Below are 10,828 nucleotides of genomic sequence, written 5' to 3'. Positions count from 1 at the left end.
GGGGCGGGGGGGGGGGGCCCCGCGCCCCCCCCCCCGCGCCTCCAGGCGGTCACCGCAGCTGCGGGTCAGCGCACGTCCTCGTCGACCCAGTCGAAGGTCTTCGTGACGGCCTTCTTCCACAGGCGGAGCTGGCGGTCGCGCTCGGCGTCGTCGAGCTGCGGCTCCCAGCGCTTGTCCTCCTGCCAGTTGGCGCGCAGCTCGTCGAGGTTCGCCCAGAACCCGACGGCCAGGCCGGCGGCGTAGGCGGCACCGAGGGCGGTGGTCTCCGCGACGACCGGTCGGACGACCGGCACGTTCAGGATGTCCGCCTGGAACTGCATGAGCGCGTCGTTGGCGGTCATGCCGCCGTCGACCTTGAGCTCGGTCAGGTCCACGCCGGAGTCGGCGTTCACGGCGTCCAGGACCTCGCGGGTCTGCAGCGCCGTCGCCTCGAGGGCAGCACGGGCGATGTGGCCCTTGTTGACGTAGCGGGTCAGGCCGACGAGCGCGCCGCGGGCGTCCGGACGCCAGTACGGCGCGAACAGCCCCGAGAACGCCGGCACGAAGTAGACGCCGCCGTTGTCCTCGACGGTCTTCGCGAGGGCCTCGACCTCCGGCGCGCTGCCGATGATGCCGAGGTTGTCGCGGAGCCACTGGATGAGCGAGCCCGTGACGGCGATGGAGCCCTCGAGCGCGTAGTGCGTCTCCTGGTCGCCGAGCTTGTACCCGACGGTGGTGAGCAGCCCGTTCTCCGACCGGACGATCTCGGTGCCCGTGTTGAAGATGAGGAAGTTGCCGGTGCCGTAGGTGTTCTTCGACTCGCCCTGGTCGAACGCCGCCTGGCCGAACGTCGCGGCCTGCTGGTCGCCGAGGATGCCGGCGATCGGGACCTCGCGGAGCAGGCTGGACGACTCGACGTTGCCGTAGACCTCGGAGGAGCTGACGATCTCGGGGAGCATCGACTTCGGCACCCCGAAGTCGGACAGGATGTCGTCGCGCCACTGCAGCGTCTCGAGGTCCATGAAGAGCGTGCGGGACGCGTTCGTGACGTCGGTCTTATGGACGCCACCGTCGGTGCCGCCGGTCAGGTTCCAGAGGACCCAGGTGTCGGTGGTGCCGAAGAGCAGGTCGCCCGCCTCGGCCTTCTCGCGCGCACCCTCGACGTTCTCGAGGATCCAGGCGATCTTGGTGCCGGCGAAGTAGGTGGCGAGGGGGAGACCGACGATCGCCTTGTAGCGGTCGGTGTCACCGTCGGCGAGCTTGTCGACGATCGCCTGGGTCCGGGTGTCCTGCCAGACGATCGCGTTGTAGACGGCCTTGCCGGTGTTCTTGTCCCAGACCACGGCGGTCTCGCGCTGGTTCGTGATGCCGACCGCCGCGACGTCGTGGCGGGTGATGTCGGCGCGGGAAAGGGCCTGGCCGATGACCTCGCGGGTGTTGTCCCAGATCTCCGCCGGGTCGTGCTCGACCCACCCGGCACGCGGGAAGATCTGCTCGTGCTCCTTCTGCCCGACCGAGATGATCGAACCGGAGTGGTCGAAGACGATGGCTCGCGTCGAGGTCGTGCCCTGGTCGATGGCGACGATGTAGTCGGCCATTGGTGCTCCTTACGGGTGTGTTCGGTGTGTGGAGAGGGTTCGGTCTGCGGTCGTCAGGAGACGACGGGGAGCAGGAAGGTCGAGGCACCGGCGGCGAGCGCGGCACCGATCAGCGGGCCGACGACCGGGACCCAGGCGTAGGACCAGTCGCTTGAGCCCTTGCCCTTGATCGGCAGGATCGCGTGGGCGATGCGGGGGCCGAGGTCACGGGCGGGGTTGATGGCGTAGCCGGTCGGGCCACCGAGCGAGACACCGATCGCGATCACCAGGAAGGCGACGGGGACGGCGCCGAGCTCGGCCGGGGCCTTGCCGTTCGTGATGCCGAGGATGACGAAGACGAGCACGAACGTGCCGATGACCTCGGTGACGAGGTTCCAGCCGTAGCTGCGGATCGCCGGTCCGGTCGAGAACACGCCGAGCTTGGCGGCGGCGTCGGGCTCCTCGTCGAAGTGCTGCTTGTACGCGAGCCAGACGATGACGGCACCGATGAACGCGCCGAGCATCTGCGCGACCCAGTAGATGAGCATCGTGCCGAAGCTGATGTTGCCGAGCAGCATCTGCGCGAGGCTGACGGCGGGGTTCAGCTGGCCGCCGGACTTGTAGGACACGAGGACACCGGCGAAGACCGCGAAGCCCCAGCCGATCGTGACCATGAGGAAGCCGGCGCCGAAGCCCTTGGACTTCGTCAGCGAGACGGCGGCGACGACACCGCCACCGAGGATGATGAGCAACGCCGTACCGACGAGCTCTGACAAGAAATTGACGCCGATGCCGTCCATCGGTGACCTCCAGTGCGAGTGGTGGGGGTCCGGTGGCTGCTGCGTCCGGCACTCCCCGTCGAGTGATTGGGGCCGAGCATAGTGAGGCCGATCGCTGCGACGCGATCACGGAACGAGCCGAGTCCGCGAAACTGCACGAACGTGCACACCGGGTGTGCGGTCGAGCATCCCGCAGCCGGGCCGTGCAGGCTTCGTGCTGCACGAACGTGCAACGGAGCCGAACGGGCGGCCGCTGTAGGGTGGACGCACTCCGGTCGACGACGGCGGTGTGGCTCCGCCGGCGGTCGGCCCCGCACCCGTGGAGGTCCGTCATGAAGAAGCTCATCAACGATCCGCACGACGTCGTCACGGAGACCGTCCGTGGGTTCGCCCGGGCGCACGAGGGGCAGGTCGTGCTGGTCGAGGACCCGATCCACCTGCACCGCGCGGACGCCCCGGTGCGGGGCAAGGTCGGCATCGTCAGCGGTGGCGGCAGCGGGCATGAGCCCCTGCACGCCGGGTTCGTCGGACACGGCATGCTCGACGCGGCCGTCCCCGGTCCGGTCTTCACGAGCCCGACGCCCGACCCGATCGTCGCCGCGACGAAGGCGGTGGACGGGGGAGCGGGCGTGCTCCACATCGTGAAGAACTACACCGGCGACGTCCTCAACTTCGAGACCGCCGCCGAACTGGCCGCGATGGAGGACATCCGCGTCGAGTCCGTCGTGGTCGACGACGACGTCGCCGTGCAGGACAGCCTGTACACGGCCGGACGTCGCGGCGTCGCCGGCACCGTCGTCGTCGAGAAGTGCGCCGGTGCCGCAGCCGAGCGCGGCGACGACCTCGACGCCGTCGCGGCGGTCGCCCGTCGGGTCAACGAGGTCACCCGGTCGATGGGCCTGGCGCTCGGCTCCGGGACGGTCCCGCACGCGGGGGCGCCGTCCTTCACGCTCGCTGACGACGAGGTCGAGCTCGGCATCGGCATCCACGGCGAGCCGGGCCGCGAGCGTATCGCGATGGCCCCCGCCGACCAGCTCGTCGACCGTGTGCTCGAACCGGTGCTCGCCGACCTCGACGCACCCGCCGGCTCGCAGCTGCTGCTCCTGGTGAACGGCATGGGCGGCACGCCGCTCTCCGAGCTCTACATCGTGTACCGCCGCGCCGCCGAGGTGCTCACGGACCGCGGCCACCACGTCGCGCGTAGCGTGGTCGGCGACTACGTCACGTCCCTCGAGATGCCCGGCTTCTCGATCACCGTCACGGTGCTCGACGAGGAGCTCACTGCACTCTGGGACGCCCCGGTGGAGACCCCCGCACTGCGCTGGGGCCGCTGACCACCGTCCACCATCCAGGAAGGAACACGAATTGGCGCTCGACACCGCATGGGCCATCGACTGGGTGCGCCGCACCGCCGCGACGATCGACGACCACCGCGCCGAACTGGTCACGCTCGACCGTGAGATCGGCGACGGGGACCACGGCGAGAACCTCGACCGCGGCTTCCGCGCCGTGGTCGAGGCCGTCGACGCCGGGTCCTTCGACACCCCCGGCGCGGTCTTCAAGACGGTGGCGACGAAGCTCATCTCGACGGTCGGTGGTGCCGCCGGTCCGCTCTTCGGGACCGCGTACCTGAAGGCCGCGCAGGCCGCCGGCGACGCGACCGAGCTCGATGCGGACGCCCTGGTCGCCGTCCTCACCGCGGCCCGCGACGGCGTCGTCTCGCGCGGCAAGGCCGAGGTCGGCGACAAGACCATGGTCGACGCCTGGTCGGCCGCCGTCGACGCCGCCGCCACCGCGGCAGCGGCGGGCGAGGGCCCCGAGCGCGTGCTCGAGGCCGCCGCCGACGCCGCCGTGACCGGTGCCGAGTCGACCGACCCGCTCGTCGCCCGCAAGGGCCGCGCGAGCTACCTCGGCGACCGGGCGGTCGGGCACCGCGACCCGGGCGCCCAGTCGACGGCGTACATCCTGCGCGCCGCGGTGGACGCCGCGTGACCGTCGGCATCCTGGTCGTCTCGCACAGCGCGGCGATCGCCACCGGCACCGTCGAACTCGCCCGCCAGATGGCTGCGGACGTCCCGCTCGTCGCCGCCGGCGGGACGGACGACGGTGGCATCGGCACGTCGTTCGAGGCGATCACCGACGGCATCCACGAGCTCTCGTCGGCCGACGCCGTCGTCGTGCTCTGCGACCTCGGTTCCGCCTACCTGACGACCGACACCGCGCTCGACTTCCTCGACGACGCCGATCGCGAGCGCGTGCACGTCTCGCAGGCACCGCTCGTCGAGGGCACGGTCGCCGCGGCGGTCGCCGCGCAGTCCGGTGGCGACGTCGACGCGGTCCTGGCCGCCGCCTCGACGGCCGCAGGGTCCGCCGACGACGACGGGGGAGCCTCCCTCCCGGACGGGGACCAGCCGGGAGGCGCGACCCGCGTCGACGACGACGGTCCCGCCGACGGGACGGTCACCGCGACCGTCGAGCTGGTCAACGAGAGCGGGCTGCACGCCCGTCCGGCGGCCGAGTTCGTGAAGGCCGCGGCGAAGCACGAGTCGGGCGTCCGCGTGGACGGCGTCGACGCCAAGAGCCTCCTCGCGATCATGGCGCTCGCCCGGCCGAAGGGTGCGACCGTGACGATCCAGGCGGTCGGACCGGACGCGCAGGACGCCGTGGACACGCTCGTCGCGCTGGTCCGCTCCGGCTTCGGCGAGTGACGCGGACGGCGACGGACTTCAACAGGCACGGCGGGCACCACACGGTGACCGAGGGCACGGATGCGACGGTGGCGCTCGCGCTGGTCGGCCGGACGGGCCGACGGGGGAGTTCCACGACCGGGCCGGGCGGATCGTGTACTGACGCGACCGGAGGGCGGACGGGAGGCGCGGGACGGGCTCGCCACGCGCCTCCCGTCCGTCGCTCTGCCAGGATGACGGGATGCGCGCAGTCCGGTACGACCGCTTCGGATCCACACCCGTCGTCGTCGACGTCCCGACACCGGAGGCACCCGCCGACGGCGTCGTCGTCGCCGTCCGGGCGACCGGCGTCTGCCGGAGCGACTGGCACGCGTGGAAGGGCCACGACGACTCGGTGTCGCTCCCGCACGTCCCGGGTCACGAGTTCTCGGGGACCGTCGCGGCCGTCGGACCGGACGTCACGGAGTTCAGGGTCGGTGACCGGGTGACCGCGCCGTTCGTGTTCGCCTGCGGGACCTGCGAGCAGTGCCGCGACGGCGCCACCCAGGTGTGCACCCGGCAGCAGCAGCCCGGCTTCACGCTCCCGGGGTCGTACGCCGAGTCCGTGGTCGTGCCGCACGCCGACGTCAACCTCGTCGCCCTGCCCGACGGGGTCGGGTTCGCCGAGGCAGCGGGACTCGGGTGCCGGTTCGGGACCGCGTACCACGCGTTGCACGCCCGGGGCCGCGTCGCCCAGGGGGAGTGGGTCGTCGTGTACGGCTGCGGCGGGGTCGGACTGTCCACCGTGCTGGTGGCGGTCGCGGCAGGTGCACGGGTCGTCGCGGTCGACGTCTCGGCGGCGGCGCTCGAGCGGGCGGCAGCGCTCGGAGCGACGACGGTGGCGATGGAGGAGGACGCTCCGTCGACCGTGCAGCGACTGACCGGGGGTGGCGCCCACGTCTCCGTCGACGCCTACGGCAGCCGGGCGACCTCGGTCGCCGCGGTGGCCTCACTCCGACCGCGCGGACGGCACGTGCAGATCGGGTTGCTGCTCGACGACGAGGCGACCCCGGCGATCTCGATGGGCCGGGTCATCGCGGACGAGCTCGAACTGCTCGGCAGCCACGGGATCGCCGTGGGGGAGTACGACGCGATGCTCGACGACGTGGTCGCCGGACGCCTCCGTCCCGCCGAGTCGATCGGACGGACCATCGGGTTCGAGGACCTGCCGGAGGCACTCGAGGCGATGGACCGACCGGCGAGCGGGTCGGGCATGGTCGTCGCGGTGCTCTGAGCGCGCGTCACCCGTCAGCTGACTGTGCAGAACGGCGGACAGCCGTGGTGGCATCTGGAATACTGCGACGATGACGTGGGGAAGTGGGGCGGGCATCGAGCTCGCCGAGACAGGACTGATCGACGACTGCGTACTGGTGGCGCCGCCGGGGGTCGATCAGGCGGCGCGACCCGGTGCAGTCCGGTCGTTCGTGGCGCGGATCCCGCCGGGTGGCTCGACGGGGTGGCACCGGCACGACGCCTGGCAGACCGGCATCGTCGCCCGGGGACGCCTCCGGCACCGGACCGCGGAGACCGTACGGCACGTCGGGCCGGGCCAGGTACTCGTCGAGGAGCCGTTCGTCGACCACGAGGCGACGAACGTGTCGGACGAGGAACTGGTGCTCGTGTTCGTCGCGGCGCAGGTCGACGGGTGTCCGCTGGTCACGCCGAGGCCGGCGCCGTGAGCTGGGGAGCCGCAATGGCGTGCGAGGCACCTGCAGTGCCGCCGAGTTGACATAATATGCATTATCGGCGCTGATCGGTGAGCGGACTCAAGTAGCCGAAGCTGCTGTCGTCGTGGTGTTCGGGTCGCACGACGCGCCGTGTGCGGACGTCCCTGTCGCACGACGTGCCGCTCACGAAGATCGTGAGCGGCACGTCGTGCGACCCGGTGGTCGCGAGCCGGACTGCGTGAGCCGTCAGGGCTCCAGGCGTCGCGACTCGGGTCGTCAGTGCTCGGGCGTCTCGTCGCCGGTCGGCACGTCGTCGGCGTCGATCTCGAGGGCCGCGTCCTCGCGGCCGTCCTCCTCGACCTCGGAGCGGTCCGTGTCCGGCTGCTCCGGCGCCTCGGCCTGGGTGGTCTCTTCTGCGGGGTCCGGCTGGCTGTACGTCATGGCGCGGACGCTACTCGGACCGGCCTGGGACGGTCTGGACGACGGCACGACGGTCGTCGGCCACCGGACAGACGGACGGGAGGCGCGTGGCGGGTCCGCCACGCGCCTCCCGTCCGGCGTTGCTACTGGTTGTTCATGTACGACACGGCAGCCATCGCTCCGATGATCATGAAGATGATCGCGATGACGATGCCGATGACGCTCAGGACGATGCCCGCGAGCACCATCCCACGGCTCAGGCCGCGGCGGCGCGCGACGAAGCCCAGGACCAGGCCCACGATGCCGGCGATCAGACCGATGATCGAGAACAGGAACCCGAAGACGACGGCGACGATGCCGAGCACCAGCGAGCCGACGGCGAGACCGTTGCCGCCGTTCGTCGCGGGAGCCGCACCGGGCGTGTTCGGTGCCGGCGGGAAACCGTTCGTGGACATGGGATCTCCTCGTGTCAGGGGCCGCTGGCACGGGTTGCACGCGGCCGTCTGCGCACACGGTAGGCGCTTCCTGCGAAGTGCGTTCGGATCAGCTGTGCACCGCGGCGGCCGTCAGCGTCATGCGTCCCGGTGGCGACGGACGAGCTGTGGGAGCTCCGCCGGCTCGAAGGGTTCGTCGGTCGCCTCGAGCTCCTCGGCCGTCCACCAACGGGACGCGAGGATGTCGACGCGCTCGTCGTCCGTCCACTCGGCGTCGGACAGCTCGAACCCCGGCGTCCGCACGACGTAGAACTCGCTGTGGCCGCTGTCGTGGTCGGCGAGGTCCCACTCCACGGAGAAGTCCCACGACCACACCGGGTCCCCCGGGTCGTCGACGACGATGCCGGTCTCCTCGCGGAGCTCGCGGACGGCGGCGTCGCGGTGCGACTCCCCCGGGTCCACGCCGCCGCCCGGGGTGATCCACCGGTGGGACCCGTCGGACGACGGCGACCGCGTGTCCATGAGGAACACGCGGCCGTCGGGGTCGAGCAGGAGGATGCGGGACGTCAGACGCAGACCGGGCTTCGCTGTCACGCGCCCGAGGCTACCGGGGTCCTGCGGAGGTGGTCAGGCGGTGAAGCCGCTCGTGTCGCCGACGAGCTTCGTGTGGTCCGCCGGGATCGGCTCGACGGCCGCGAGGGCGATCTCCGCGGCGAACTCGGACACGCTGTACAGCTTGCCGACCTCCTGGCGACGACCCTCGATCGCGCCCGGGTTGAGGCGGTTGAGCAGGGTCGCCGTGATGGTGCCCTCGATCATGTCGCCGGAGACGGTGACGAACTCGATGCCCGCGGCTTCGAGCTGCGGGATGAGCTCGCGCAGGGCGAGTTCGCCGGCGCGCTTGCTCTTCGCCACCGGGACGTACTCGTCCATCGTCTGGGCGGTCTCGACGAAGTGGGCCTGGTGGCTGGTCACGAAGACGACGCGCGACCCCGCCGGCATGTGCGGCACGGCCGTCTGGAGCATGTCGACCTGCGCGTCGCGGTTCAGGCGGAGTGCGTAGTCCTCCCCCAGGTCGGCCTCCATGCCGCCCGATGCGTTCAGCACGAGCAGGTCGATGCCGCCCCACTCGGCGACGACGCGGTCCACCATCGCCTGGACGGAGTCGTGGTCGGTGAGGTCGGCTCCGACGGCGATCGCGGAGCCACCGGCGGCGACGACCTTCTCGACGATCTGCTCGGCACGCCGGGCCTTGTTGCGGTAGTTCACGACGACCTTCGCGCCGGCCTCCGCCAGGTAGCCGACGGTGTCGGCGCCGATGCCGCGCGACGACCCGGTGACGAGGGCGCGCTTGTCGGCGAGGGATCCGGGGGCGAGGGGGTTGCTCACAGTCGTGTTCTCCAGGTCGCTGCTGTGGCCGGTTCGGCCGCGCACGAGCCTACCAACCGCCCGTCCCGACCCCGACGAGCCCGGGCCGGTCTCGCGCGGACGTGGGCGAGACACGATATGTTGAACGGAGTTGGACCGGCCGTCGCGACGCTGCACGCCGGAGCGCGCGGTGCGAGGGAGGGAGATCGCGTGAACATCGACTGGATCCAGACCGTCGTCTGGATCGGACTGACGCTGCTGCTGGGAGTGGTCGAGATCTTCACCCTCGACTTCGTCTTCCTGATGCTCGCCGCAGGGGCTGCGGGCGGGCTGATCGCCGCGCTGGTCGGCGCCCCGTGGTGGCTCTCCGCGATCATCGCCGCCGCCGTGGCGCTCGTCCTGCTCTCGCTCGTCCGCCCGCGCCTGCTCGTGGCGCTCGGCCGGAACGCCGACCCGCACCGCACCAACATCGAGGGGCTGATCGGCCTGCGCGGCACCGTGGCCGTGGCCTTCACGTCGTCGTCCCCCGGGCAGGTCCGTCTCGCGAACGGCGAGACCTGGAGCGCCCGGCTCGCCGCCGACTCCCCCGACCGCACACCGCCGCTCGGCACCCCCGTGGTCGTCGAGTCGATCGAGGGGTCGACCGCGGTCGTCCGCCTCGGAGAAAGGGCCACCTCGTGACCATCTCAGCCGGGACGATCGCACTGATCGTCCTCGTCCTCGTCGTCGTGATCTTCGTGATCGTCGTCCTGTCCCGCGCGATCCGGATCGTGCCGCAGGCGACGGCCGGGATCGTCGAACGACTCGGCAAGTACCACAAGACGCTCAGCCCGGGCCTCAACATCCTCGTGCCGTTCATCGACCGGCTCCGCCCGCTGATCGACATGCGCGAGCAGGTCGTGTCGTTCCCGCCGCAGCCGGTGATCACCGAGGACAACCTCGTCGTCTCGATCGACACCGTCGTCTACTTCCAGGTGACCGACGCCCGTGCCGCGACCTACGAGATCGCGAACTACCTCGGCGCCGTCGAGCAGCTCACCACGACCACGCTCCGCAACGTCGTCGGTGGCCTGAACCTCGAAGAGGCCCTGACGAGCCGCGACAACATCAACGGCCAACTGCGCGTGGTGCTCGACGAGGCCACCGGCAAGTGGGGCATCCGCGTCGGACGCGTCGAGCTCAAGGCGATCGAGCCGCCCGTGTCGATCCAGGACGCCATGGAGCAGCAGCTCCGCGCCGAGCGGAACCGTCGTGCCGCCATCCTGCAGGCCGAGGGCACGAAGCAGTCGCAGATCCTCGAGGCCGAGGGGCAGCGGCAGGCCGCGATCCTCGCCGCCGAGGGTGACGCCAAGGCCCAGGTGCTCCGCGCCGAGGGTGAGGCCCAGGCGATCGCGACCGTCTTCGACGCCATCCACACCGGCGACCCGGACGACAAGCTGCTGTCCTACCAGTACCTGCAGACCCTGCCGAAGATCGCCGAGGGCACCGCGAACAAGCTCTGGATGATCCCGAGCGAGTTCACCGAGGCATTGTCCGGCATCGCGAAGGGGTTCACCGCCGGCCGCACCGGCAGCGGCCCGGTCGCCGGCGCCGGTGGCGGTACGGACTTCCTGTCGCGCATCTCGAAGCTCGCGAACGAGAGCCTGGCGAACACCGCGACGGCGGACGGCGCGGCAGCGGCGAACCCCCGACCGGACGCCACCGCAGCGGACATCGTCCCGGACGCGGCGCTCGACGAGCGGCTCGCGGAGTCGAACCGCAGTGTCGACGCGCACCTCGCGGCGGCGGACGAGGCGTCGGAGACGGCGCTCGGGGACGACCGGCACCAGCAGTAGGACCACGGGCCCGCAGGCCCGGACACGACGACGCCCGCCCCGG

At 71.4% G+C, this 10,828-nt stretch carries 13 protein-coding genes; 7 read left to right on the top strand and 6 right to left on the bottom strand.

Annotated features, from left to right (window positions below):
- Positions 1-65: 65 nt before the first annotated feature.
- Entirely contained in the window at positions 66-1,577 is a 1,512-nt protein-coding gene (gene glpK, locus QUG98_RS15330) for a glycerol kinase GlpK (RefSeq protein WP_289471370.1), read from the bottom strand.
- Positions 1,578-1,630: 53 nt separating this feature from the next.
- Positions 1,631-2,356 carry an MIP/aquaporin family protein gene (locus QUG98_RS15325; protein WP_289471369.1) on the bottom strand — a complete coding sequence of 242 codons (726 nt, stop codon included), beginning with the start codon at positions 2,354-2,356 and terminating at the stop codon, positions 1,631-1,633.
- 311 nt (positions 2,357-2,667) lie between these two features.
- Between QUG98_RS15325 and dhaK the strand changes: the two genes are divergently transcribed.
- The 5 genes from dhaK to QUG98_RS15300 all read left to right on the top strand — a co-directional run bounded on the left by dhaK (position 2,668) and on the right by QUG98_RS15300 (position 6,740).
- Positions 2,668-3,669 (top strand): dihydroxyacetone kinase subunit DhaK, encoded by a 1,002-nt coding sequence (dhaK, locus tag QUG98_RS15320; RefSeq protein WP_289471368.1) that lies wholly within the window; start codon positions 2,668-2,670, stop codon positions 3,667-3,669.
- Positions 3,670-3,700: 31 nt separating this feature from the next.
- Positions 3,701-4,327 (top strand): dihydroxyacetone kinase subunit DhaL, encoded by a 627-nt coding sequence (gene dhaL / locus QUG98_RS15315; protein WP_058727848.1) that lies wholly within the window; start codon positions 3,701-3,703, stop codon positions 4,325-4,327.
- Positions 4,324-5,043: a dihydroxyacetone kinase phosphoryl donor subunit DhaM gene (gene dhaM, locus QUG98_RS15310; protein WP_289471367.1), complete on the top strand. Its 720-nt coding sequence runs from the start codon at positions 4,324-4,326 to the stop codon at positions 5,041-5,043. The genes dhaL and dhaM overlap by 4 nt, the downstream gene beginning before the upstream one ends.
- A gap of 220 nt (positions 5,044-5,263) precedes the next feature.
- Complete coding sequence (locus tag QUG98_RS15305) at positions 5,264-6,295, top strand: alcohol dehydrogenase catalytic domain-containing protein (protein WP_289471366.1); 1,032 nt, start codon at positions 5,264-5,266, stop codon at positions 6,293-6,295.
- A gap of 70 nt (positions 6,296-6,365) precedes the next feature.
- Entirely contained in the window at positions 6,366-6,740 is a 375-nt protein-coding gene (locus tag QUG98_RS15300; RefSeq protein WP_289471365.1) for a cupin domain-containing protein, read from the top strand.
- Between the two features lie 264 nt (positions 6,741-7,004).
- On the opposite strand, the gene QUG98_RS15295 is transcribed toward QUG98_RS15300, so the two are convergent.
- From QUG98_RS15295 to QUG98_RS15280, 4 genes are all read right to left on the bottom strand, one after another.
- A complete protein-coding gene (locus tag QUG98_RS15295) occupies positions 7,005-7,169 on the bottom strand; it encodes a hypothetical protein (protein WP_289471364.1) in 165 nt (54 codons plus the stop codon).
- Between the two features lie 122 nt (positions 7,170-7,291).
- Positions 7,292-7,603, bottom strand: coding sequence for a DUF4190 domain-containing protein (locus QUG98_RS15290; protein WP_126890071.1), 312 nt, complete (start codon positions 7,601-7,603; stop codon positions 7,292-7,294).
- A 117-nt stretch (positions 7,604-7,720) separates the two neighbouring features.
- Positions 7,721-8,176, bottom strand: coding sequence for an NUDIX hydrolase (locus tag QUG98_RS15285; RefSeq protein WP_289471363.1), 456 nt, complete (start codon positions 8,174-8,176; stop codon positions 7,721-7,723).
- A 33-nt stretch (positions 8,177-8,209) separates the two neighbouring features.
- Positions 8,210-8,971 (bottom strand): SDR family oxidoreductase, encoded by a 762-nt coding sequence (locus QUG98_RS15280; RefSeq protein WP_289471362.1) that lies wholly within the window; start codon positions 8,969-8,971, stop codon positions 8,210-8,212.
- Between the two features lie 189 nt (positions 8,972-9,160).
- Between QUG98_RS15280 and QUG98_RS15275 the strand changes: the two genes are divergently transcribed.
- A complete protein-coding gene (locus QUG98_RS15275; protein ID WP_289471361.1) occupies positions 9,161-9,631 on the top strand; it encodes an NfeD family protein in 471 nt (156 codons plus the stop codon).
- Positions 9,628-10,785 (top strand): SPFH domain-containing protein, encoded by a 1,158-nt coding sequence (locus tag QUG98_RS15270; RefSeq protein WP_289471360.1) that lies wholly within the window; start codon positions 9,628-9,630, stop codon positions 10,783-10,785. Before QUG98_RS15275 ends, QUG98_RS15270 begins: the two co-directional genes overlap by 4 nt.
- The last annotated feature ends 43 nt before the right edge of the window (positions 10,786-10,828 follow it).

Source organism: Curtobacterium subtropicum (assembly GCF_030362975.1).
GTDB classification, from domain to species: domain Bacteria; phylum Actinomycetota; class Actinomycetes; order Actinomycetales; family Microbacteriaceae; genus Curtobacterium; species Curtobacterium subtropicum.
This window is presented reverse-complemented; position numbering and strand designations above follow the sequence as displayed.

Coding starts and splice junctions, on each gene's coding strand:
- QUG98_RS15305 (WP_289471366.1), top strand. CDS start 5,264: ATGCGCGCAGTCCGGTACGACCGCTTCGGATCCACACCCGTCGTCGTC.
- QUG98_RS15300 (WP_289471365.1), top strand. CDS start 6,366: ATGACGTGGGGAAGTGGGGCGGGCATCGAGCTCGCCGAGACAGGACTG.
- QUG98_RS15290 (WP_126890071.1), bottom strand. CDS start 7,603: ATGTCCACGAACGGTTTCCCGCCGGCACCGAACACGCCCGGTGCGGCT.
- dhaK (WP_289471368.1), top strand. CDS start 2,668: ATGAAGAAGCTCATCAACGATCCGCACGACGTCGTCACGGAGACCGTC.
- glpK (WP_289471370.1), bottom strand. CDS start 1,577: ATGGCCGACTACATCGTCGCCATCGACCAGGGCACGACCTCGACGCGA.
- QUG98_RS15325 (WP_289471369.1), bottom strand. CDS start 2,356: ATGGACGGCATCGGCGTCAATTTCTTGTCAGAGCTCGTCGGTACGGCG.
- QUG98_RS15295 (WP_289471364.1), bottom strand. CDS start 7,169: ATGACGTACAGCCAGCCGGACCCCGCAGAAGAGACCACCCAGGCCGAG.